21 protein-coding genes and 1 pseudogene are annotated in these 23051 nt (G+C 70.4%); 4 read left to right on the forward strand and 18 right to left on the reverse strand.

Annotated features, from left to right (window positions below; all coding sequences use genetic code 11):
- The coding region (locus AADR41_RS23340) for a hypothetical protein (protein WP_342283337.1) at positions 1-237 on the reverse strand (237 nt) is incomplete at its 3' end.
- A gap of 51 nt (positions 238-288) precedes the next feature.
- Here AADR41_RS23340 and AADR41_RS23345 point away from each other — a divergent pair.
- Both AADR41_RS23345 and AADR41_RS23350 read left to right on the forward strand, forming a co-directional pair.
- Positions 289-411: pseudogene (locus AADR41_RS23345) on the forward strand (IS5/IS1182 family transposase); the annotation flags it as partial.
- A 393-nt stretch (positions 412-804) separates the two neighbouring features.
- The gene (locus AADR41_RS23350; RefSeq protein WP_342283338.1) at positions 805-1092 is read left to right on the forward strand and encodes a DUF1905 domain-containing protein; all 288 of its coding nucleotides are present in this window, start codon (positions 805-807) and stop codon (positions 1090-1092) included.
- A gap of 26 nt (positions 1093-1118) precedes the next feature.
- Here AADR41_RS23350 and AADR41_RS23355 read toward each other — a convergent pair whose 3' ends face one another.
- The 6 genes from AADR41_RS23355 to AADR41_RS23380 all read right to left on the reverse strand — a co-directional run bounded on the left by AADR41_RS23355 (position 1119) and on the right by AADR41_RS23380 (position 5618).
- Entirely contained in the window at positions 1119-1901 is a 783-nt protein-coding gene (locus AADR41_RS23355; RefSeq protein ID WP_342283339.1) for an alpha-ketoglutarate-dependent dioxygenase AlkB, read from the reverse strand.
- Positions 1885-3120 carry a hypothetical protein gene (locus AADR41_RS23360; RefSeq protein WP_342283340.1) on the reverse strand — a complete coding sequence of 412 codons (1236 nt, stop codon included), beginning with the start codon at positions 3118-3120 and terminating at the stop codon, positions 1885-1887. Before AADR41_RS23360 ends, AADR41_RS23355 begins: the two co-directional genes overlap by 17 nt.
- A 65-nt stretch (positions 3121-3185) precedes the next feature.
- A complete protein-coding gene (locus AADR41_RS23365; protein ID WP_342283341.1) occupies positions 3186-3431 on the reverse strand; it encodes a hypothetical protein in 246 nt (81 codons plus the stop codon).
- A complete protein-coding gene (locus AADR41_RS23370) occupies positions 3428-4381 on the reverse strand; it encodes a hypothetical protein (RefSeq protein ID WP_342283342.1) in 954 nt (317 codons plus the stop codon). The genes AADR41_RS23365 and AADR41_RS23370 overlap by 4 nt, the downstream gene beginning before the upstream one ends.
- A 61-nt stretch (positions 4382-4442) precedes the next feature.
- Positions 4443-4919 carry a hypothetical protein gene (locus AADR41_RS23375; protein WP_342283343.1) on the reverse strand — a complete coding sequence of 159 codons (477 nt, stop codon included), beginning with the start codon at positions 4917-4919 and terminating at the stop codon, positions 4443-4445.
- 174 nt (positions 4920-5093) lie between these two features.
- Positions 5094-5618 carry a hypothetical protein gene (locus AADR41_RS23380; RefSeq protein WP_342283344.1) on the reverse strand — a complete coding sequence of 175 codons (525 nt, stop codon included), beginning with the start codon at positions 5616-5618 and terminating at the stop codon, positions 5094-5096.
- Positions 5619-5949: 331 nt separating this feature from the next.
- Here AADR41_RS23380 and AADR41_RS23385 point away from each other — a divergent pair, with 331 nt between their 5' ends.
- Positions 5950-6579 (forward strand): YceI family protein, encoded by a 630-nt coding sequence (locus tag AADR41_RS23385; protein WP_342283345.1) that lies wholly within the window; start codon positions 5950-5952, stop codon positions 6577-6579.
- A 103-nt stretch (positions 6580-6682) separates the two neighbouring features.
- On the opposite strand, the gene AADR41_RS23390 is transcribed toward AADR41_RS23385, so the two are convergent.
- The 10 genes from AADR41_RS23390 to AADR41_RS23435 form a co-directional block, all read right to left on the reverse strand.
- Complete coding sequence (locus AADR41_RS23390; RefSeq protein ID WP_446751104.1) at positions 6683-7693, reverse strand: NAD(P)/FAD-dependent oxidoreductase; 1011 nt, start codon at positions 7691-7693, stop codon at positions 6683-6685.
- Between the two features lie 112 nt (positions 7694-7805).
- Positions 7806-10439 carry a SpoIIE family protein phosphatase gene (locus tag AADR41_RS23395; RefSeq protein WP_446751102.1) on the reverse strand — a complete coding sequence of 878 codons (2634 nt, stop codon included), beginning with the start codon at positions 10437-10439 and terminating at the stop codon, positions 7806-7808.
- A 225-nt stretch (positions 10440-10664) separates the two neighbouring features.
- Positions 10665-12032 (reverse strand): hypothetical protein, encoded by a 1368-nt coding sequence (locus AADR41_RS23400; RefSeq protein ID WP_342283347.1) that lies wholly within the window; start codon positions 12030-12032, stop codon positions 10665-10667.
- A 53-nt stretch (positions 12033-12085) separates the two neighbouring features.
- Entirely contained in the window at positions 12086-13510 is a 1425-nt protein-coding gene (locus tag AADR41_RS23405) for a GH1 family beta-glucosidase (protein WP_342283348.1), read from the reverse strand.
- A 27-nt stretch (positions 13511-13537) separates the two neighbouring features.
- Positions 13538-14551 (reverse strand): ABC transporter ATP-binding protein, encoded by a 1014-nt coding sequence (locus tag AADR41_RS23410; protein ID WP_342283349.1) that lies wholly within the window; start codon positions 14549-14551, stop codon positions 13538-13540.
- Positions 14548-15528 (reverse strand): ABC transporter permease, encoded by a 981-nt coding sequence (locus AADR41_RS23415; protein ID WP_342283350.1) that lies wholly within the window; start codon positions 15526-15528, stop codon positions 14548-14550. Before AADR41_RS23415 ends, AADR41_RS23410 begins: the two co-directional genes overlap by 4 nt.
- 3 nt (positions 15529-15531) lie before the next feature.
- Entirely contained in the window at positions 15532-16512 is a 981-nt protein-coding gene (locus AADR41_RS23420) for an ABC transporter permease (RefSeq protein WP_342283351.1), read from the reverse strand.
- Positions 16509-17594, reverse strand: a complete 1086-nt coding sequence (locus AADR41_RS23425) for an ABC transporter ATP-binding protein (protein ID WP_342283352.1) — start codon at positions 17592-17594, stop codon at positions 16509-16511. The genes AADR41_RS23420 and AADR41_RS23425 overlap by 4 nt, the downstream gene beginning before the upstream one ends.
- Before the next feature lie 31 nt (positions 17595-17625).
- Complete coding sequence (locus tag AADR41_RS23430) at positions 17626-19299, reverse strand: ABC transporter substrate-binding protein (RefSeq protein WP_342283353.1); 1674 nt, start codon at positions 19297-19299, stop codon at positions 17626-17628.
- Between the two features lie 79 nt (positions 19300-19378).
- The gene (locus AADR41_RS23435) at positions 19379-20353 is read right to left on the reverse strand and encodes a LacI family DNA-binding transcriptional regulator (RefSeq protein ID WP_342283354.1); all 975 of its coding nucleotides are present in this window, start codon (positions 20351-20353) and stop codon (positions 19379-19381) included.
- A 338-nt stretch (positions 20354-20691) separates the two neighbouring features.
- On the opposite strand from AADR41_RS23435, the gene AADR41_RS23440 reads away from it, so the two are divergent.
- The gene (locus tag AADR41_RS23440) at positions 20692-21270 is read left to right on the forward strand and encodes a hypothetical protein (RefSeq protein WP_342283355.1); all 579 of its coding nucleotides are present in this window, start codon (positions 20692-20694) and stop codon (positions 21268-21270) included.
- A gap of 47 nt (positions 21271-21317) precedes the next feature.
- Here the strand turns inward: AADR41_RS23440 and cimA are convergent, their stop codons facing one another.
- Positions 21318-22925 carry a citramalate synthase gene (cimA, locus tag AADR41_RS23445; protein WP_342283356.1) on the reverse strand — a complete coding sequence of 536 codons (1608 nt, stop codon included), beginning with the start codon at positions 22923-22925 and terminating at the stop codon, positions 21318-21320.
- Between the last annotated feature and the right edge of the window lie 126 nt (positions 22926-23051).

Here is a 23051-nt window from a genome sequence, read left to right on the forward strand (position 1 = left end):
CTCCCCGCCCACCAGCGGACCGTCGGGCACCCCTGCCGCCTTACCCCCCACGACCCACGCACGTACGGGCAGACTCGCCCCGTCGATCACGCCCGCAGCGACGCGCTCCAACGCGGCCAGATCCTCCGCGTCACTGGGCACACAGACATGCCCTGCCCCATGGGTGGGCAGCGGGCAGTGCAATTCGGGCGCGCGCCAGGCGTCGTTCAGACGGGCGCGCAGAGCGGAGGCGTCCATGCGGCCAAGTGAACAGCACGGCAGTGACATTGAGCCTCTTCAACCCACGTGCTACCCGGAGCCGTGCACGATCTGACCGCGGCCCGGACCCACGGCATTCCCGCCGCTCTCGCTGCTCATGACGTCAAGTGCTGGGCCGACAAGGCGTATCAGGGCGCAGGCCCTGCTGTCCGGGACGGTCGGGTCGTATTCGCGGGCGCCGATGTGGGTAAGGCCGGTAGACGCGTCGGCGGGCTTGCCCAGGAAGGCACGGGCCGTCTCGCCCGCAGCCACGGCACGGACCAAACCCACCCGTACAGATGGGCAGGCCGACGGAGTTGTAGTCGACTCCGACGATCTCCTTGCTGCGTGACGAATCCGCAACCACGACGGTCCGGGCGGGGCTCAGCCAGGTCGCCGGCACACGAGCTGCCGAACCTGAGCCACGGGGACCGGCAGCGGGCCTTCAACGAGCCGCGGAGTCCAGGAGCCGCCTCCCACGGGCAGGCGACCGCCACCTCCGGTGCCGAGTAGGCCCGCGTGTACGCTGCCCGGAATCCGGCGCCCCTCGATGAACGGATCGACCTCGTGCACGTTGAATTCACCGGCCGCGTCATCGAGTGGCGGGGGCCTTCGCCGTTCTACTTCGCCGCCGTTCCCGCCGAACAGGCCGCCGACATCCGCGAGGTGGCCGCGCTGGCCACGTACGGCTGGGGCGCGGTACCCGTGGACGCGCGCATCGGCGAGACCATCTTCACCACGTCGCTCTTTCCCAAGGACGGCGGTTATCTGCTGCCGCTGAAGAACGCGGTCCGCAAGCCGCAGGGGATCTCGGCCGGTGACGAGGTGACCGTGGCCATCACCGTTCAGCTGTAGCCGTCGCACGGCCCGCTCCCCCGAGGTCAGACGGGCGGCATCAGATCGCTCTCGCTGACGGTGTATGCCACCGGGGGGTAGACGAAGTCCGTTTCATGGTTCTCGCGGCGCCGCAGCCGGTAGAACTCGCGCCTTTGCTCATCGTCGGCCGACATGAGGCGCGCGCCCTGCGGGAGGTATGCGTGTCCGTCGCGGAACCGGAGGAAGGTCTTCGACGTCCGGAACGTCACGCCCAACCACTGGTTGTCCGGTGTCCCGACGGGCGCGTCCATCACGATCCTGTGCCGGAGTCGGCGATTCGATTCGACGGAGAACGCGACGATGCTGTTGTGGGCGAGGGGGATCTCGGACTTCTCCCCTTCGTGCTCCTTCGATTCGAAGATCAGTTTTCTCGGCGGGCCCGATTCGGGGTGCTGGTAGCAGGAGAAGACGGCGATGAACGACGGTTCGGCCAGATCGAGGGCCTGGTCCGAATGGCCGCCCATGGTTCTGTAGGCGTTTGTGTAGCTCTCGATGAGAGCGTTGTTGAAGCCGGCCGGAAGCGCCGCCCGTTCCTGGATCCGTTCCTGGATCCGTTGCGCCAACTGTTCGTGCACCGCCCGGAAACGCTGCGCCGGACTGCTGTACCGGCTGGTGGTACGTACGAGCGGCACACCGTCCGTCTCGTCGGCCCTGGTCAGTACGGCGCCTCGTCGGCCTTTTCCCATGTCTTCCAGACGGGCCGACGCGGACAGCTCCGCAAAGAAATTCTCCTCGGGCGGCAGGGCGTACGAGAGGATCTCGTCCGAGAGCCTAGACACGGGGGGCAACGTAGTCCCCCGAGTTCATGCTGAAGAGGAATTCGTCGCCGTAGTCGATGAAGGACGAGGTCCTGTTCTCCTCGGCGTACCGCCTGCGCAGCTCGTCCATGCCCTCAGGTGTGGGCGGCCCCAGCTTCACCGGATCTCCGTCCCCGGCCGCTTTGAGGTATGTCTGGCCGTCCTTGTGAACGGCTTCGGCGCTCGAACAGCGCACCACGTATCCCAGGCGGGTCGGAAGCAGTTCGGCGTCCAGCGACGAGGGCCGGATCTCGTGCGTGTACAGGCGGTTGGTGGACAGCGGCATGAAGAACACGGAGCCGGGGTGGAGAGTCAGGGTGAACTGCGCGGGCAGCGCGACCCCGTCGTGTTGCGCGGTCGCGTCCTTGAGACGGAAGTGGAGTCTGGTCAGCCCGCTGGCGCCCTTCACGCCGTAGTCGAAGGCGTCTTCGGCCAGGGGCCGCAGCCTGTCGAGCCGGTCGTAGAAGGTGCAGAAGGCCATGATGCCGTTGGCGGGCATGTCCTTGGTCTTGTCGGCATGGGCCGAGATCCTGGCCTTGGACTGCTTGCGCCCGGCCGTGGCGAGGGTGTTGTGGTAGATCTGCGCGAGAACGTGATTCAGCGGCGCCTGGTCCCGGAAGACGGCGGCGGCCTCGCGGTTCAGCTCCTCGACGATGCCCGTGTCGGTCGGGCCGAAGCTCTCGGTCGGCCCCGAGAGATTCGTGGAGCACCGGAGCAGGCGGAAATGCAGTTCGTCGCCGTTCTGTGTGACGGGCGTCAGATAGATCCCGCTGCGACGGGCCGTTCCGGGCTTGGTGGACTCCGTCAGGGACTGGAACTCGTGCTCCGCGCTGATCCGTCCGAAGTGATCGGCGCCGGGGCCGAAGAAACGGGGGTAGTACACGCCGACGCCGTGTACGCGGCGGGGAACCCGGCCGAGGTCCACGAGGGTCCAGGGGCTGCCGTCGTCCTCGTCGTAGCCGCGTGACAGCTCCCGGACCACGAACACCCGGTCCGCCGACCGCAGTTGACCGGCGCTGATCCCGGACGCGTCGCCGCACAGGTAGACGGTCCGCTGTGCGAGGTCGGTCGAACCTGAGGCAAGGTCCTCCGGCGTGATCGTGGACCCGAAGAAGTCCCTGACCGCCTCATGGTCCCGCAACGCCGAAGGCGCGACCAGGAGGTTGCCCGCATCCTCGATGCGGGCCTCCGCCGACTCCGTCGTGTACATCAACCCGCACCTTCCATTCGCACCGTTCGTATTCCGGGGCACGGACCCGCGGAGCAGCCCTCTCCTCAGCGCTCCCGCGTGTACGTCACGATCCACGCGACGGTGAGAACGACTCCGAGCACCCCCACGCCGAAGATGCCGGCGGACTTCCAGATCCCCTCCCCGGCCATCGCGGCGCGCACCCCGCCGGCGAGCCCGCCGACGGCCATGGCGACGCCGAGGACGAACGCCCGTGATCCCCGGGGGGTCAGCCAGTGCCACAGGCTGGGACGGCGGCGGCCGGGCGGCGGCGGGCCTGCGGAGTGCGTCACCGATACCTCACCTTTCCGGGTGCTGCCGGGGCTTCCACGTGGGTGTCACCGGGTTCCTTCTTCGACGGGGTGTAGTAGAAGTCGATTCCCGTCGCCACCACGGCGACGGGTGCACCGAATATCTTGCCGCCGAACTTGCCGATCGAGTTCATGAACGTGGGGCGGTGGTGCTTCCCCTTCACGTCGCTCAGGATCGACCCCTTCTCCAGATGCTTGCTGGCCTCGCCGGCGGCGTAGGCGGGTGTGCCGCCGATGAATCCCTGTATCGCGCCATTGACGTCGCCGTGCAGGAGCGCCTCGCCGCCGCCCATCCAGGACCGGTAACTGAGGAACTCGGCAATGGGCTTGATGGTGCCGCTGCCCCACTTCTTGGGGGGCTCGTACTCCGTCTTGTCCAGCTTCGTCCGCTGTTCCTGGACCATGCCCGTCTTCGCGTCCTTCAGCGAGCCGTAGTGCATGCTGCTGAACTCGTGCGGGTCCTTGGTGAGATCCCTCAGTCCCCAGGCGCAGAGCGCGTCGGCGTCGACCGCGCGCTGGAGAATGGCCTCCAGCCGATCGACGAGTGCGTCGACGTCACCCTGGGCCGCGCTGGAGCCCTCCGGGTGCGTGATGACGCCGTCCGGGTCGATCTTGAGGCCGTGCGGCGGGTTCTCGTAGATCGTTTCGAGATCGGCCTTGGCCCGCGTCAACTCACCGTAGGCGTCCTTGAGGATGTTGACGATGCTCTCGGCCTGGATCACCGCGTCGGTGAACTCGGCCGCCGTCCTCGTGACGAACGGCTTGGTGACGGAGGCGTTCTCGCCCTTCCAGGCCGTCCCTTGCGCATAGGTGCTCATGTCCCCCGCGTCCTTGGCGAGTTCCTTGAGTTTTTTGACCATGGCGACCCAGTCGTCGATCGCCGAATCGAGCGGCTTGGTCTTCAGGTTGAGAAGCTGCTGGAAAACCAGCACCGTGCACCTCGCCTGGGTGGGGAATGAAGGGCAGTGAGCAGGAGGGGAAGGAGGGGTGGGATCAGATGATGGGGCCCTCGGGCTTCGGGATCGAGGGCTTGGTGTCCTCTTCGGGGACGTCGTAGTAGTCGGCGATCCTGGACGCGCTCACCTGGGCGGCGACCCACTCGTCGTCCTTCTTCTTCGACGCCTTCGAGAAGTCGAGGTGGTTGGAGATGTGCGCGCAGGCGTCGGCCAGCGTCCCGACCTGCTTGTCCCAGGCCTTGGATGCGGCGGTCAGTGCCTTGCCCATCTCGAACCCGTCCGATGCCAGGCTCGTACCGGCGGCCTCGGTGGTGGTCCGGGCGTGCTTGCCGTCGGCCTTCAGGTTGTTGTGCAGGCGGTAGGCGAAATGGCCGATCTTGCCGAGCTCGTCGTCGTGGACGACGAGGTCCCCGCCGGACGGCCCCGCGCCCGGGCCCTCGTCCGGCACGCTGTTCAGCTGCATGCGGGCGGCCGCGTCCGCCTTGAGACCGGCCCACTCCTCTTCGAAGGACATGCACCCTCCTGGTGATCGCGACGGCTGGTCAGCCCGGTTCGTGGCCTCGGCAGTTGACCATGCTAATCCGTCACGCGTTCGGGTCGACGGGGTGCCCCCGTCCGCCGGAAAGCAGAGCGGGGTGCCCCGGTCCGGCGGACCGGGGCACCCCGTGCGGGCCGACGTGCGCGGAGGTCAGCAGCCGCCGCAGTTGTAGAACGTCACGTCCCAGTGGTTGCCCTCGTCGGCGTAGACATTGCCGGAGCCCGCCTGGTACTGGGGAGCGCCGTCACCGCGTACGCCGATGTAGGTGAAGACGTTGTGGACGTAGTTGGTGAGGCAGGTCGACTTGGCGAAGTCGAGCTTGTAGCCGTTCCAGTGCGAGTAGGTGCCGCTGGCGTGGCCGGTCTCGGTGCCGCCGGTGATGTTCAGTGCGCAGCCCGTGGCGCCCTTGAGGGTCTGGGCGCCCTGGGCGGTGGCCAGGTTGAGCTGGTCGAACGAGGTGCAGGTGGCGACGTTGCGGTTGGAGCAGCCGCCGGAGGACGACCAGGTGACTCCGGAGGAGCTGAACCGGGCGGTGGCCTCGGCGTGCGTGAGCTTGGTGGCGGCGTGGGCCTGGGGGGCGCCACCGCCGAGGACACCGACGCCCGGGGCGAAGAGAACACCCAGGACGAGGGCGAATGCGGTCAGGACGGGGCGCAGTCTCATTTGGGACAGCATGGGGGGACTCCTCCTGCTCATGACAAGTAAGGGTATGCAGATACTGCCCGAGTTCTACGCGCGTCCGCCAGAGGGGGACGGCAACGGTCGGCAGTAATTGAGCCGACGTTCGGTCTGCGTTCACGGCGCCCCTCGATGGACGCTCCCCCACCGACCCCTTCGACCGACGCCCCTGATCGGCACCGCCCATCGACGCCCCTCATCGGCGCCCTTCGAGCGACACCCTTCCAGTCAAATGTTGAATGTTGAACTAGATCGCGCTACAGTCATTCTCGTTGAAGGTTAAACAATCACTTCGACCCCGCTCGATCACGTCCCCCGAGGAGGAGCCATGGCTCTGTTCAACCGCAAGAACAACAACGCCCCGTCCGCCGCCACCGCGACCATCGCCCCCGCCGTGGACCCGGCCCTGGCCGCCCTCACCGGCGAGTACGCGATCGACCCGGCGCACAGCAGCATCGGCTTCACCGTGCGGCACGCGATGGTCACCAATGTGCGCGGCTCCTTCGGTGAGCACGAGGGCACACTGAAGCTGGACGGCGCCGACCCGGCGAACTCCACCGCGTCCATCGACGTCAGGATCGGCAGCATCGACACCGGCATCGCCGACCGCGACGGTCACCTGGTCAGCGGCGACTTCTTCGACGCCGAGAAGTTCCCGCTCATGACCTTCCGCTCCACGCACGCCGAGCAGCTCGGCGGCGACACGTACCGCGTCACCGGTGACCTCACCATCAAGGACGTCACGCGTCCGCTCTCCATCGACCTGGAGTTCAACGGCTCCGCCACCGACGTCTACGGCAACGAGCGGGTCGGTTTCGAGGGCAGCGCCGACATCCTGCGCTCCGACTGGGGCCTGACCTGGAACGCGGCGCTGGAGACCGGCGGCGTGATGGTCAGCGACAAGGTCAAGCTCAACTTCGACATCTCCGCGATCAAGTCCGCCGTGACCCAGGCCTGACGCCCTGCGCCGCCCCACGCCCGAACCCGAGCGCGCCCGCCCTCTCCTCCCCCGCCGGGGAGGGAGGCGGGCGCTCGGCGTTCCGGGGCGGGCCCGGCCGGCGTCAGGCGCGGCGGGCGGCGACCGCGCGGTTCACGTCGTCGGTGATCAGGTCCGCGTTGATCGCGGCGGCGGCCTGCACCCCGGCTGCGGCGGCGACCACGACCTTGCCCTTCGGATCGGCGACATTGCCGGCCACCCAGATGCCGGGCACCTCCGTCTCCCCGGCCGGATCGGCGGCGACGTACGTACCGATCACCTCGCCGCCCATCTTCAGTTCGGCCGCCCCCAGCCCCAGACCCGCCAGCACGTCCGCGCGGCAGATGAGGCCGGTCTGCACCACCACGGCCTCGCGCGGGACCACCCGGCCGTCGGCCAGCCGCACCCCGGTAAGCCGGTCGTCCGTCACTTCGAGGCCGGCCACCTCGCCGTCGACCACGGCGATGCCGCGGGCGGCCAGCTGCTCGTACTCTTCGTCCGTGGGCTCGGGCCCGGTGTGGCGGAAGAGAGTGATGTCCTCGCTCCACTGGCGCCACATCAGTGCCTGGTGCACGGCCAGCGGGCCGGTGGACAGGACGCCGATCGGGCGGGAGGCCACCTCCCAGCCGTGGCAGTACGGGCAGTGCAGGACCTCGCGCCCCCACCGTTCGGCCAGGCCCGGCACCTCGGGCAGTTCGTCGACCAGGCCGGTGGCCACCAGGAGCCTGCGCGCCACGACCGGGTCCCCGTCCTTCCGTTCGACCCGGAATCCCGCGCCGTCGGGCAGCCGCTCGGCGGCCACCACGGCATCCTGGACGACCTCTCCCCCGTAGCGGGTCACCTCGTCCCGGCCGATGGCCAGCAGCTCCGAGGGCGGGGTGCCGTCGTGCCCGAGGTAGCCGTGCATGTGCGAGGCGGGGGCGTTGCGCGGCTGTCCGGCGTCGATCACCAGCACCGAACGGCGCGCCCTGGCCAGGGTCACGGCTCCGCTCAGTCCGGCGGCGCCGCCGCCGATCACCACCACGTCGTAGGGGCGGTCCGTACCGCCGTTCACGCCCCGGCCACCTGCCGCCTTGCCGGTCGCATCGCTGGTCATGTCGCTCATGAGGAGTACCTCCCTTTCGCCTTCTTCCGAGAAGGGTCCGCAACCCGGCGCCATATCGGCAAATATCATTGCCGGAACGGCAAACAACGGAGGAGGGGCGACGTCAGAGGGCGTTCGGCTGCGGCTCGTCCGCCTCGGGCTCGCCGACCGTCTGCTCCGACCAGATGACCTTGCCCGTCTCGGTGTAACGGGTCCCCCAGCGTTCGGCGAACTGGGCGACGAGGAACAGGCCCCGGCCGCCCTCGTCGGTCGTCGCCGCGTAGCGCAGATGCGGGGAGGTGCTGCTGCTGTCGGAGACCTCGCAGATCAGGTTGCGGTCGTACAGCAGGCGGACCTCGATGGGCGCCGTGCCGTAGCGCACCGCGTTGGTGACCAGTTCGCTCAGGATCAGCTCGGTGGCGAACGCCTCCTCCTCCAGGCCCCGGTCGGTGAGCCACTGGGCGACGTTCTTGCGGACCCCGGCGACGGCCGCCGGGTCGGTGGCCACCGCCCACTGTGCGACCTGGTCGGGATCGAGCGTGCGGGTGCGGGCCACGAGCAGCGCGACATCGTCGTTCGGCCGGTCGTGCAGCAGCGCGTCGAGCACGTCGTCGCAGGTCTCCTCCGGTGTCCGGTCGCGGCCGGCGAGGGAGGCGCGCAGCAGGGCGAGGCCGGTGTCGATGTCCCGGTCCCGGCGCTCCACGAGCCCGTCCGTGTACAGGACCAGCCGGCTCCCCTCGGGTACGTGGAACTCGGCCGCTTCGAAGGGCATGCCGCCGATGCCGAGCGGGAGTCCGGTCGGCACCTCGGGGAACTCGACCGTGCCGTCGGGCAGGACCAGCACGGGCCCGGGGTGGCCGGCCCGGGCCACCGCGCAGTTCCCGGAGACCGCGTCGTAGATCGCGTACAGGCAGGTGGCTCCGGCGATCTCCGCGTCGGCGGCGGCCTCGTCCCGGTCGATCCGGCTGACCAGTTCGTCGAGATGCCCGAGGAGCTCGTCGGGGGCGGGATCCAGCGAGGAGAAGTTGTGGACGCTGGTGCGCAGCCGCCCCATGGTGGCCGCGGCGTGCAGCCCGTGCCCGACCACGTCACCGACGACCAGCGCCACCCGGGCGCCGGACAGCGGGATCACGTCGAACCAGTCGCCGCCCACCCCCTCGTACGCGGGCAGATAGCGGTAGGCGACATCGAGGGCGCTCTGCTCGGGCAGGCCGCGCGGCAGCAGACTGCGCTGCAGGGTCACGGCCATCGCGTGCTCCCGTGTGTAGCGGCGGGCGTTGTCCACGCCGACCGCGCCCCGGGCCACCAGCTCCTCCGCGAAGGACAGGTCGTCCTCGTCGAACGGCTCCGAATCGCCCGAGCGCCAGAAGTTGGCCATGCCCAGAACCGTGCCGCGGGCGTGCAGCGGCACCGACGCCAGCGAGTGGAAGCCCCGCTCCTTGATCCGCGCGGCCACGTCCGGATCCCAGTTCCGCCAGCCCAGCCGCACGAAATCGCTCTCCAGATCGGCATCGTCGCTGTGCACCCGCATCGCCCGGGTCCTGGTGGGGACGAAGCCCACCACATGGCCGACCGGGTACAGCGGATGGTCCGCGTCGACCGACGCGACGGCGGTGCGGCGCATCTCCAGCGTGCCGCCGTCCGGTGTCGTCGGTTCGTTCCCGCGCAGTACGGGGTCGGCGAGGTCGACCGACGCGGCGTCGGCGAACCCGGGGACCGCCACTTCCGCCAGTTCCTGGGCCGTGCGGGTCACATCGAGGGTGGTGCCGATCCGGGCGCCCGCCTCGTACAGGAGCAGCAGCCGTTCGGTGGCGTACTCCGCCTGTCCCGTGACCGCGCGGAGTTCGGTGGTGTCCCGCAGGGTCACCACCATGCCGGGCGGCCCGCCGTGCGTGTCGGTCGGGCGGAGGTTGACGGCCAGCAGCCGGTTGCCGGCCCGCAGCACCTCGTCCGTGACGGTCCGGCCGGAGACCAGCAGTTCCGCGGTGTCCGGGTCCAGCCCGAGGTCCGCCACCGCCCGGCCCTCGGCGTCCGGGGGCAGGTCGAGAAGCCTGCGGGCCTCGTCGTTGGCGAGGGTCAGCCGCCGGTCGGCCTCGACTATGAGGACGCCCTCGCGGACCGCGTGCAGCACCGCGTCGTGGTGCTCGTACATCCGGGTCATCTCGGCGGCCCCGAGGCCGTGGGTCTGGCGGTGCAGCCGCCTGCTCAGGAGCGCCGCGCCGCCCGCGGTGAGCGCCAGGGCGACCGCCGCGGCGGCCGTGGCGAGCGGGACGGAGCGGTCCGCCACGCTGTTCACGGACTCGACGGTGATCCCCACCGAGACAAGTCCGGCGATCGAGCCGTCCGCCCGGGGCACGGGCACGACCGAGTTGACCGAGGGCCCCAGGCTTCCGGTGAAGGTCTCGGTGAACCCGTGCCCGGCCAGTGCCTGTTTGTACGGGCCGATGAGGTGTTTGCCGATCAGCGCGGGGTCGGGGTGGGTGTACCGGATGCCCTGTCGGCCCGCCAGGACGATGTACTCGACATGGGTCAGCTTGCGGACCTCCTCGGCACGCGGCTGGAGGATCGCGGTGGGGTTCCTGCTGTCCAGTGCGGCGGCGGTTCCGGGCGCGTGGGCGAAGGTCTCGGCGACGCTCAGGGTGCGGGCGCGGGCGTCGGCCATGCTGTCGCGGCGGCCCTGCACCACCAGCGCGACGGCCCCCGCCGCGACGAGCAGCAGCACGAGACCGAGGACGAAGACGAAGACCTGGCCGGCCACGGTGTGCAGGTTGAACAGGGAGCGCAGTTCGCGACCGGGTGACCAGGGCGCCAGGCCCCGGCCCGACGACGCGGGCGCCTGTGGGCCCGGGCGTCCTCCATCGTGCCGATGTGATCGCCGGACGGAGCGTCGCAGCCGCGCCCGGAATCGGCCGATACCAGACATAACTTCAGGTCTAGCATGAATCGCACCTGCCCGAGCGGTCACCGGTCGCCGGTCGGCGGCTCAGAACCCGCCCCCGTCGAATCCGCCGCCGCCCCCGAAGTCGCCTCCCCCGCCGAAGCCTCCGCCGTCGAAGCCCGAGGAGTCGAAGTCGGCTCCGGAGAAGTCGCCGCCGCTCCAGTCCCCGCCGGAGCCGAAGTCGCCGCCGCCGTACTCCGCCGCGTACGCGGGGCTCGACAGCATGGAGCCGAGCAGCGTGCCGGCGAGCAGGCCGGGGAGCAGGCCGCCGCCGAAGTAGCCGCCCGCCCACGGACCGTAGGCCGGGCCCGCCTCCCAGTACGGGCGGCGGCCGTCGGGGGTGTCGACGGTGCGGCCCAGCGGTTCCTCGCCCGCGCGCAGCCGGACCTCGTCGGCCGCGCAGACCGGGACCTCGCGTGCCGTGCCGCCGGACGGGGACCAGCGGGCGTCGGCGACCGAGGGGCCGTGGCGCGGGTCGAAGAAGCAGGGCGGGCGGCGGGCCGGCAGTTCGCCGCCGGTCCGGCGGGCGTCGAGGACCGCGAGGGAGAAGCGGCCGTCCTCCAGGGCCTGGGTGACCCCGCGCACGTCGGACGGATGGCGGGCGGCCGCCATGCGGGACTTCGCGGTCTCGTACGAGTCGAGCGCCCGCTCGTAGTCCGCGCGCATGACGTCGTCGGCGCCCGCCTCGGCGGGATGGAAGTCGAGCCGGTCCAGGGTTTCGCCGTACGCGGTGATGTCCTCGTCCACGACGACCCGCAGCTTGTCGAGCGCGGCCCGTTCCTCGGCCTCCTTCCGCTTCCGGTTGCGGCGCACGATCGCGTAGGCCGTGCCGCCGCCCAGCACCAGGAGCGCGCCGACCGTGATCAGCCCGACGGCGGAGGACGATCCGCCGCCGGGCGAGCCGCCCCAGGAGGCGGGGGCGCTGCCCCGGGCCTGTTCCACTGCCCGGTCGACGAAGGTGTTGAGCTGGGTCGCGGCGTCGGTGTCCGCGCCGGGTGTCTTCACCGCGGCGGTGAGGTTGTGGACCGCCCGGGTGGACATCACCTGCGGGTCGGCGCCCGCGTCGAAGCCGTTGCCGAGGCGGACCGCGTAGACGCCGGTGATCCCGGTGTCGGTGCGCAGAGTGGTCAGCAGGGTCTTCGCGGGGAAGGCGGAGGTCTGCGGCAGCACGGCCACGAAGACGGGCTTGTCGGCGTCCTTGATCTTCTTCGTCAGGGCGGCGGCCTGGCCCGGTGACAGCCGGCCGGGCGCCGCCGGGTCGACGTACACCGGGCTCTTGCGCAGGGCCTGCGCGACGTCGTCGACGGTGGCTGCCCCGGTCGACGGCGTCGCGCCCGGGGCCGTGCCGAGGACGGCCGCCGCCAGGATCAGCAGCAGGCCGGCCAGCACCGTCGGGAACAGCCTGTTCCGCATACTTCGAAGCTAACCCGAACGGGTGGCGGGTGCGACAGCCCGGCCCGCCGCGCTCAGCCGCCCCGGGTGAGGCGGATGGTGTCGCGGTACCACTTGGCACTGTCCTTCAGCGTCCGTTCCTGCGTCCCGTAGTCGACGCGGACGATGCCGAACCGCTTGTCGTAGCCGTAGGACCACTCGAAGTTGTCCATCAGCGACCAGGCGAAGTAGCCCCGGACGTCGGCCCCGGCGGCGCGGGCCGCGGCGACGGCGGCGATGTGGTCGGCGAGATAGGCGGTGCGGTCGGCGTCGTGGACCTGTCCGTCCGCGCCGACGGTGTCGTCGAACGCGGCGCCGTTCTCGGTGATCACCGTCGGGAGGCCGTAGTCCCGCTCCAGGCCCACCAGCAGGTCGGTGAGGGCGGTGGGGGTGATCTCCCAGTCCATCGCGGTACGCGGCAGATCGCGCTCCACGCCACGGGTGACCGGCAGCCCTTCGGCGTCCACCGGGGAGCCGTCCTCCGTGACGCCGGAGAAGAGGGTGCCGCGGTAGAAGTTGACGCCGAGGACGTCGATCGGGGTGGCGATGGCGGCCAGGTCGCCCTCCTGGACCGGGAGCACGGCGTCGCGCAGCGCGAGGTCGGCGACGACGTCCTCGGGGTAGCCGCCTCCGGCCAGCGGGTCCAGATAGAGGCGGCGGCCCATTCCGTCGGCGCGGCGGCAGGCCTCGGCGTCCGCGGGGCTGTCGGTCTCGGGGGTGGCGGTGCCGAGGTTGAGCGTGATGCCGAGTTCGAGTTCGTTGCCCCGGTCCGCGGCCGCCCGGCGGATGTGCCGCGCGGCGAGGCCGTGGCCGAGGAGCAGATGGTGGACGGCCCTGATCGCGTCGCCGAAGTCCTGCCGCCCGGGTGCCTGGTTGCCGTACGCGTAGCCGAGCATGGCCGAGCACCACGGCTCGTTCAGCGTCGTCCAGTGCTTCACCCGGTCACCGAACGCGTCGTAGGCGAGCGCGGCGTACTCGGCGAAGCGGTGGGCGGTGTCACGGGCCGGCCAGCCGCCGGCGTCCTCCAGCTCCTGCGGGAGGTCCCAGTGGTAGAGGGTGACCCAGGGGGTGATGCCGGCGGCCTCCAGCTCGTCGAGCAGCCGCTTGTAGAAGTCCAGCCCCTTCGCGTTGGCCGGGCCGCGCCCGCCCGGCTGGATGCGCGGCCAGGCGAGCGAGAAGCGGTAGGTGTCGACGCCCAGGTCCGCGATCAGCCGCACGTCCTCGGGCATCCGGTGGTAGTGGTCGCAGGCCACGTCGCCGTTCTCGCCGCGGACGACCATGCCGGGCACCCTGCAGTAGGTGTCCCAGATGGACGGGGTCCGGCCGTCCTCGGCGGCGGCCCCCTCGATCTGGTACGCGGCGGTGGCGACGCCCCAGCGGAAATCGGCGGGCAGGCCGGGTACGGCACGGGCGGCGAGTTCGCGGGCCTGGGCGTGGGTCTGGGAGGTGACGGGGTTCATGGGTCTCCTGTGGTGGGCGTGGGATCGCTACGGGCGGGGCGCGGCGGTCGCCGGGGCCGGGCGGTGGAGCCAGCAGGCCACCGTGCGCGACGCGTCCCCGTCCGGTGCGGCGAGCACCGGGACGTGGCCGGCACAGGCGTCGAGCGCCTTGCCGCAGCGGGGGTGGAAGGCGCAGCCGGCCGGCATCGCGGACAGGTGCGGGGGCGAGCCGGGGATGCCGGTCAGTTCGCGGCGGGCGCCGTGCAGTGCGGGGAAGGAGTGCAGCAGCCCGTCGCTGTAGGGGTGGTGGGGGTCGCGGTAGATCGCGTCGGCCCGTGCCTCCTCGACGATCCGGCCGCCGTACATGATCGCGATCCGGTCCGAGAACTCGATCAGCAGCGAGATGTCATGGGTGATGAAGAGGACCGAGAACCCCAGCTCCTCGCGCAGTCTGACCAGTTGACCCAGGATCTGGCGCTGCATGACGACGTCCAGGGCCGTCGTGGGTTCGTCCATGATGACGATCTCGGGCTCCAGCGCGAGCGCCATCGCGATCATCACGCGCTGGCGCATCCCGCCGGAGAGCTGGTGCGGGTAGGCGGCGAGCCGGTCGGCGGAGATGCCGACGAGTGCCAGCAACTCCTTTGCCCGTGCCGTCCGTTCGGGCCGTCTCAGCCCCGGGCGGTGGGCCCGCAGTACGTCGGTGAGCTGGCTGTGGACCGTGTGCACCGGATTGAGCGAGTTCATCGCGCCCTGGAACACGATCGACAGCTCCTGCCAGCGGAAGGCCCTAAGCCCGGCGGCCGACAGGGCCAGCAGATCGAGCGCCTCGCCGCCCGGCCGGTGATAGTGGACCTCGCCGCCGGTGATCACCCCGGGCGGCGGGAGCAGCCGGGTGACGGCGTACGCGAGGGTCGACTTGCCGGACCCGGACTCGCCCGCCAGGCCCAGCACCTCGCCCCGGTGCAGGGTGAGGTCGATGTCGCGCAGCGCGTGCACGGCGTCGCCCCCTCTCCCGTAGTCCACGTTCAGCCCGCGGACGGTGAGGACGGGCTCGCTCATGGGCGGATCTCCTTCTCAGAGGTGCCGGGACGCGCCACCGGGGTGAAGCCGACCCGCATCCGGACCTTCCGGGACGCGCCGGTCTCCGTGCGCAGGCGCGGGTTGACGAACTCGTCGATGCCGAAGTTGATCAGGCCGAGCGACATGCCGAGCAGGGCGATGCAGAGTCCGGCCGGGACGAACCACCACCACGCGCCCTGTGCCAGGGCCTGGTTTGACTGCGCCCAGAACAGGACGGTCCCCCAGTTCCAGTCGGAGATGTCGGCGACTCCGATGAAGGCGAGGGTGATCTCGGAGAGGATCGCGAAGACGACGGTGCCGACGAAGCCGGAGGCGATGACCGCCGTCAGGTTCGGCAGCACCTCGAAGAAGATGATCCGCCAGGTCGATTCGCCGGTGGCGCGGGCCGCCTCGACGTAGTCCCGGCACCGCAGCGACAGCGTCTGGGCACGCAGCACGCGCGCGCCCCAGGCCCACGAGGTGAAGGCGATGACGGCGGCGATCAGGAGGTCTCCGGCGTCGGAGACCAGACTGGCGATGATGATGATCAGCGGCAGTCCCGGGATGACCAGGAAGACATTGGAGAGCAGCGAGAGCAGTTCGTCGGCCGTGCCGCCGAGGAAGCCCGCGCTGACGCCGATCAGTACGGACAGGACCGTCGCGAGAATTCCGGCGACGAAGCCGACGACCAGGACGCCCCGGGTGCCGACGAGGATCTGCGAGAGCACGTCCTGACCGGTGTGGGTGGTGCCGAACCAGTGGGCGCCGGAAGGCGGTTGGAGCAGCGCGTCGCTCATGGCGTCCGGGTCGTACGGGGCGATCCACGGCCCGATGACCGCGATCACGGCGAAGAAGGCGAGGATCCCGAGACCGACGACGGTCTTGCGGCCGCGCAGGAAGCGCAGCCGGCGCCGGCCGGGTGCCGGGGGCTCGGTCGCGTCGGTCACGGCGACCTCGGCGGCGGCGGTGACGGCCATCTCCTAGGCCTCCCTTCGGGTACGGGGATCGAGGGCCATGTAGATCACGTCGGCCAGGAGGTTCGCCGCGAGGACGGAGAGCGTGATGATCAGGAAGACGCCCTGCATCAGCGGGTAGTCCTTGGCGCCGACGGCCTGGAAGAGCTGTAGGCCGATGCCGGGATAGGAGAAGACCATCTCGACGAGGAGGGTGCCTCCGACGATGAAGCCGATGGAGAGGGCGAAGCCGGAGATGTTAGGCAGGATCGCGTTGCGTGCCGCGTATCCGAACATCACCCGGCGCTCGGAGAGACCCTTGGCCTGGGCGACCATGACGTAGTCCTCCGAGGACACCGTCACCATCATGTTCCGCATCCCGAGGATCCAGCCGGCCACCGCGCTGAGCACGATGGTGAGGCCGGGCAGCACCCCGTGGTAGAGCGCGCTGGAGATGAACGGCCAGTCGAAGGCCGGGACGAGCGAGTTGTCGTAGCCGCCCGATTCGGGGAAGAGCGGCCACTTCACGGCGAACAGCGCGATGGCGATGAGCCCCAGCCAGAAGTAGGGGATGGCCGAGATGAAGGTGGTGACGGGGAGCAGCCCGTCCAGCCAGGAGCCGCGCCGCCACCCGGTGAACACCCCGATGCCGGTGCCGAGCACGAAGCTGATCAGGGTGGTGAGGCCGACGAGGGCGAGCGTCCAGGGCAGTGACTGGGCGATCACCTCGCCGACCGGTGTCGGGAAGAAGGTGAAGGAGAGGCCCAGGTCGCCGTCGAGCAGATGCGACCAGTAGTCGGTGTACTGCTGCCAGAGCGACTGGTTCTTGTCGAGGCCGAAGAGCGCGGTGAGCGAATCGACGGCGCTGGTGTCGAGCCGGCCCTGGAAGCGGGCGAGCAGCGCCTGGACCGGGTCGCCCGGCATCATGCGCGGGATCAGGAAGTTGATGGTGATCGCGGCCCACGCGGTGACCAGGTAGAAGGCGAGCCGTTGCAGCAGATACTTCACTTCGCGGCTTCTTTCTGCGTGGGGTCCGCGGTGCCGTCGCCACCGCCGGTCACCCGGCCCGTGCCGCCGTCCGCGTACAGCCAGCAGGCCGCCCACTGCCCGCCTTCGAGGTCGAAGCGCGGCGGCGGTTCGGTGCGGCAGCGCTCCAGGGCCTTCGGGCAGCGGGGGTGGAAGCGGCAGCCTGCGGGCGGGTTGATCAGCGAGGGCGGTTCGCCGCTGCCGGTCTCCTCCTGTGCCGTCCCGGCGACCGCCCCGTCCGGGTCGGGCGCGGAGGCGATGAGGAGCTGGGTGTAGGGGTGGGCGGGGTGCTGGGTGACGGTCTCGCTGTCACCGCCCTCGACGATCCGGCCCGCGTACATCACCAGTGTGGTGTCGGCGAAGTAGCGGGCCGACGCGATGTCGTGGGTGATGTAGAGGATCGCGAGGCGCAGCCGGTCCTTGAGGTCCGTCAGCAGATTGAGCACGCCGAGCCGGATCGAGACGTCCAGCATGGAGACCGGTTCGTCGGCGAGCAGCACCTGGGGATCGGCGCCGAGCGCGCGGGCGATGGCCACGCGCTGGCGCTGTCCCCCGGACAGTTCGTGCGGGAACTTGTCCAGGTACTGCCGGGGCGGGGTCAGCCGGACCCGGTCCAGCAGGGCGGTCAGGCGCTCCTCCAGCTCCGCCCCGCCGCGGCCGGCCCGGCCGTGGATCCGCAGGGCCCGGGTGAGGTGGTAGCGCACGGTGTGCACCGGGTTCAGCGAGGCGAACGGGTCCTGGAAGACGATCTGGACCCGGCGTACGTAGGCGCGGAAGGACCGGCCCCGGCCGGCCTTCACCGCCGTGCCGTCCAGCCGGATCTCACCGCCGGTCAGCGGATACAGCTGGGCGAGCAGCCGGGCGACGGTGGACTTCCCGGATCCCGACTCCCCCACCAGCGCCGTTACGGTGCCCCGGCGCAGTTCCAGCGAGACGTCGTCGACGGCGTGGACGGTCCGGCGTGTGCCCGCGAGCAGATCGCGTCCGGTGCGCCGTACCGGGAAGTGTTTGGTGACTGAGCGTGCTTCGAGCACGACGTGGTTGTGTGCGGGCTGTTTCGACATGGCCGGTCCCTGTGTCCCGTGATCCCTGGCTCTACTTGGCGGGCTGGAGCTTCAGCACGATCTGCAGCGCGGACGGCTGGGTGTGCTGCGGCGGCGCGTACGGGTCGGCCTCGGTCGGCCAGCCCACCCAGTTCTTCGTGGAGTACTCGGCTCCGATCGGGGCGGCGGCCGTAGGGATCATCGGCGCCTGCTCGACCATGATCTTCTGGAGGGTGTTCATCGCCGCGGTGCGGGCGGAGTCCTCGGTCGCGTTGGCGAAGGCCTTGAGCGCGGCGGTGGCCTCGTCGTTCTTGAAGCGGCCGAAGTTGCCGAGCTGGGACGCCTTGCCGACGGGCTGGAGCAGCGCGCCGTCCATGATGTTCTGGTACATGTCGTAGGGGGTGGCGCCGCTGTTGGTCCAGTGCAGGGTGGCGTCGAAGTTCCCGTTGGCGACGTCCGCGCCCCAGGCCTCCGCGGTCTGCGTCTTGACCTGGGACTCGATGCCGAGCTGCTTGATGTTGTCCTTGATGATCGCGAGACCGGTGATGTAGTCGTTCCAGCCGGCCGGGTCGGTGAAGGTGAGCTTCACCGGCTTGCCGTCCGGGTCCTTCAGTACGCCGCCGCCGAGTTCGAAACCGGCGTCCGCGAGCACCTTCTTGGCGCCGGCCACGTCGGGGGCGGTGGTGGCGCTCTTGTACTCGGGGGCGAGGAAGGACTCGCCGGCGGGCAGCGGGATGCCGGTCGGGTTGGTGATCTCCGGGTAGAGCGTGGCCTCGGCCTGGGTGTAGATCGCCTTGCGGTCGACGACCATCGCCATGGCCCTGCGCAGCGCCGGATTGTCGAAGGGCTTGCGGGCGGTGTTGAACCAGAGTCCGTGGATGCCGAGCCCGGAGGGGAACCACAGCTTGTGGTTCTTCGGGTCCTTGGCGACGAACAGCCGCTTGTAGTCGGGCATGAAGACGAACGACCACTCGACCTTGCCGTTCGCCAGCGCCGTGGTCGCGGCGCTGTTGTCGTTGTAGGCGGTGTAGCGCAGCTCCTTGACCTTGGTCTCGCCCTTCCAGTAGGTGGGCGTGGCGGTCAGTGTGGTGGTCTGCGGGGTGAACGTCTTGAGCTTGTACGGGCCGGAGCCGACGGGCGTGCGGTTGGGCCAGGTCTCGGGGTTGTCGACGCCTTCCCAGATGTGCTTGGGCACGACGAACTGCTGGATGATCTTGTTCTGGTTGACGTACTGGGAGTCCTTGAAGGTCAGCTCGACCGTATTGCCGCGCACCGTGATCCCGTCGAACGGGATGCCGTTGCCGTTCAGCGCCGGGTGCTTCTTCAGCAGCTCGAAGGTGTATGCGACGTCGTCGGCGGTCAGCGGCTTGCCGTCGGCCCACTTGGCCTTGGGGTCCAGGGTGAAGGTGACCCTGGTGAAGTTGGCCTCCCACTTCCAGCCGGTCGCCAGCCACGGGGCGGCCTCGTCCGCGGGCCGGATCTGGTTCGTCATGGCCAGCGGCTCGTAGATCATGTAGCGGTAGCCGAGCGTGGCGCCCGCCGAGGTGCTGAGGAACGGGTTGCTGTTGTCGGTCTGCGGCCCGTCCGGCTTGCCCAGGGTCAGTACGCCGGCGGCGCCGCCCCCTTTGTTGGCACCCGAGTTGGCGGACGAGCAACCTGCGGCGAGCGCGACCACCGCGGTGGCGATCGAGAGCGCTCTCAACGTGGCACGACGTCGTACGGACATGGCGACTCCAAGAGGGACTGCGGCCGGAGGGATCCGGAGATGAGGAGGGGGCAGTCGGCCGTGGGCTCCGGCCGGACCGCTACGGCGCCGAGTGGCGCACGACCAGTTCGGTGGGCAGCACGACCGGTGCTTCGGGTACGGGCGTGCCGCCGAGGTGGGAGAGCAGCAGCCGTGCGGCCGTCTCGCCCATCCGCCGGGTGGGCTGGCGCACGGTGGTCAGGGGCGGTTCGGTGTGCTCGGCCATCGGGATGTCGTCGAAGCCGACCACGGCGATGTCGTCCGGCACGGTGCGCCCGGCGGCTCGCAGGGCCCGCAGCACACCCGCCGCGCTGATGTCGTTGTGCGCGAAGACCGAGTCGAACTCGGCGCCGGAGGCGAGGAGTTGTTCCACGGCCAGCCGTCCGCTGCGTTCGGTGAAGTCGCCGTGCACGACGAGGTCGGTGGGCAGGACCGTACGGAATCCGTCGAGCCGGTCGCGTACGCAGCCGAAGTGCTGGGGGCCGGTGACGACCAGGGGTCTGGTGCGCCCGGCGGCCAGCAGGTGCCGGGCCGCGGACGCGCCTCCTTCGCGGTTGGTGGTCACGACGGAGGGGAATTCGGGGTGGTGGCCGCGGTCGTCGATCAGCACGATCGGCAGGCCGCCGCGGTGCAGTGCGGTGAGGTGGTCGAGGGTGTTCTCGGGTTCGACCACCAGGAGTCCGTCGAAGGCGCGCGCCGAGACCTGGCCGGTGAAGCGCCGTACGGACTCGGCGCCGCGGTTGCAGGTGAAGAGCAGCAGCCCGTAGTCGGCGGCCTCGACGGTGTCCACGACGCCCTGGAGCACTTCGCCCATCCACGGCCAGGTGAGCGAGGGCACCAGCATGCCGACCGTACGGCTGCTGCCGCGGGCCAGTCCGACGGCGCCCGAGCTGGGTACGTAGCCGAGCAGTGCGATCACTTCACGAACGCGGGCGGCCGTGGAACCGTCCACCTCGCCCTTGGCGTTGACGACCCGTGACACGGTGGTCTTGCTGACGCCGGCCTCGCGGGCGACATCGGCGATGGTGACACGCATCGGGGCCTCCGGGACAAGGCATGGCGGACAGCTGGAACCGGTACCGCAACCGGTTCCGGAACCGGTACCGGCGTTGCGGCGTGAGTTAACCCCGCCCGAACAGTGCCGTCAATACTTCACGCCGACATTGGTCCGTACCCATCTCCCGTACGAACAGGGCGCGTTGTGCGTTCAGCTTGTGAACGCGGCCGTCGACCGTCGCGCAGCCGCCGTGCCCGTCACGGTGGCCTTCGGCCGGCGCCGGCCCATGATTCACATCACGCGCGGGGGCCAGAACCCCGGGCGCCGCGCCCGGCGTCCTCGATCCCGTCAACTGCGTTCGCCCGCAAAGGAGTCCCATGATTCGCCGTCGCGTCTGCGCCGCCGTACTGCTCGGTTCCGTCGTCATCGCGCTGACCACCGGCTGCGGACCGGAGGAGTCCGGCGCGGCGGCCACCGGCTCCGGCCCGGCCGCCCCGGCGGGTGACTCCGCGGCCGAGGCACCGGCCGGCTCCGCCACTGCCACCGCCGCCTCCGACACCGGTTCCCGGCCGGCCTCCGCGCCGGCCGCGGAAGGCACCACGGGCGGCGGGACCGGCTCCGGCAACAAGCCCTGCTACCACCCGGAGGGCTACGACCACTTCCTCGAACTGGCGTCCGCCGAGGTGTACCGGGGAGACACCCGGGTGAACTTCACCGAGGTCGGCTGCAGCTACGACCCGGCCGACGAGCAGCACGTCGAGTACACCGCCATCCGCAAGGGCTCGGCCCTGATCCACGCCGGCGCCGAGGTCCAGGTGGTCGGCGAGACCGGGAGCCCGCGCACCGTCCCGGCCGGATGGCTGGTGGACAACAAGCTGCCCAACACCCCGTACTTCTACTACCGGGCGGACGCCCAGGGCCGGATCACCGCGATGCAGGAGATCTACCACCCCTGACCGCGGCCCGGGGCCGGGTCTTCCCCGGCCCCGTCCGGCCGTGCCGGCTACTCCGTCGGCTCGACCCCCGCCCGCAGCAGCCCGTAGGTGTACGCGTCCTCCAGCGCCTGCCAGGACGCGGCGATGACGTTCTCCGCGACGCCTACCGTCGCCCAGTCACCGGTGCCGTCGCCGGTGGTGATGAGGACTCGGGTGGTGGACTCGGTGCCGGTGCGGCCTTCGAGGATGCGGACCTTGTAGTCGATCAGCTCCAGCTTGGCGAGCTGCGGGTAGATGCGCTCCAGGGCGACCCGCAGCGCCCGGTCGAGCGCGTTGACCGGGCCGTTGCCCTCGGCGGTGGCGACGATCCGCTCGCCCTTGGCCCAGAGCTTCACGGTGGCCTCGTTGGCGTGCGTGCCGTCGGGGCGGTCCTCGACGATGGCGCGCCAGGACTCGGTGCGGAAGTAGCGGCGCACCCGGCCCTCCGCCTCGGCGCGCAGCAGCAGTTCGAAGGAGGCGTCGGCGGCCTCGTACGTGTAGCCCTTGAGCTCGCGCTCCTTGACCCGCTCGACGACCCGGCCGACCAGCGCCCGGTCGCCGCCGAGGTCGATGCCGAGCTCCTTGCCCTTGAGCTCGATGGAGGCGCGGCCGGCCATGTCGGAGACCAGCATCCGCATGGTGTTGCCGACCAGGGCCGGGTCGATGTGCTGGTAGAGGTCGGGGTCGACCTTGATCGCGGAGGCGTGCAGTCCGGCCTTGTGGGCGAAGGCGGAAACACCCACATAGGGCTGGTGGGTGGAGGGTGTCAGGTTGACGACCTCGGCGATGGCGTGCGAGACCCGGGTCATGTCGGCGAGCGCGCCCTCGGGCAGGACAGTCTTGCCGTACTTGAGTTCCAGGGCGGCTACCACCGGGAAGAGGTTGGCGTTGCCGACGCGTTCGCCGTAGCCGTTGGCGGTGCACTGGACGTGGGTGGCGCCCGCGTCGACGGCGGCGAGGGTGTTGGCGACGGCGCAGCCGGTGTCGTCCTGGGCGTGGATGCCGAGCCGGGCGCCGGTGTCGGCGAGGACGGTGGCGACGACGGCCTGGACCTGGGCGGGGAGCATGCCGCCGTTGGTGTCGCAGAGGATGACGACATCGGCGCCGGCCTCGGAGGCGGCGCGCACGACGGCCTTGGCGTACTCGGGGTTGGCGCGGTAGCCGTCGAAGAAGTGCTCGCAGTCCACGAAGACCCGGCGGCCCTGCTCGCGAAGGTAGGAGACGGTGTCGACGACCATCTCCAGGTTCTCTTCGAGGGTGGTGCGCAGCGCGAGTTCCACGTGGCGGTCGTGGGACTTGGCGACCAGGGTGATCACCGGAGCGCCGGACTCCAGCAGCGCCTTGACCTGGGGGTCCTCGGCGGCCTTGCCCCCGGCCCGGCGGGTCGCGCCGAAGGCGACCAGCTCGGCGTTCTTGAACTCGATCTCCTGCTGCGCGCGGGCGAAGAACTCCGTGTCGCGGGGGTTGGCGCCGGGCCAGCCGCCCTCGATGAAGCCCACGCCGAAGTTGTCCAGGTGCCGGGCAATGGTGAGCTTGTCCGCGACCGTCAGGTTGATGCCTTCACGCTGGGCTCCGTCGCGCAGTGTGGTGTCGAAGACATGGAAACTGTCGTCGGTGGGCTTGGCCTTGGTGGTCATGCTGGTCTGACTCCTGTCGGATGAGTGGATCCGGACGATCTGGCTCCACTTGCCCCCATCATCCCGCGTGCGCCTCGCCCCGGCCGAGGTGAGGGCCGGAAAACGAAAAAACCCCTCGCGGGTGCG

Origin of the sequence: Streptomyces sp. CLV115, assembly GCF_038448545.1 — a bacterium.
Taxonomy (GTDB): Bacteria; Actinomycetota; Actinomycetes; order Streptomycetales; family Streptomycetaceae; genus Streptomyces; species Streptomyces sanglieri.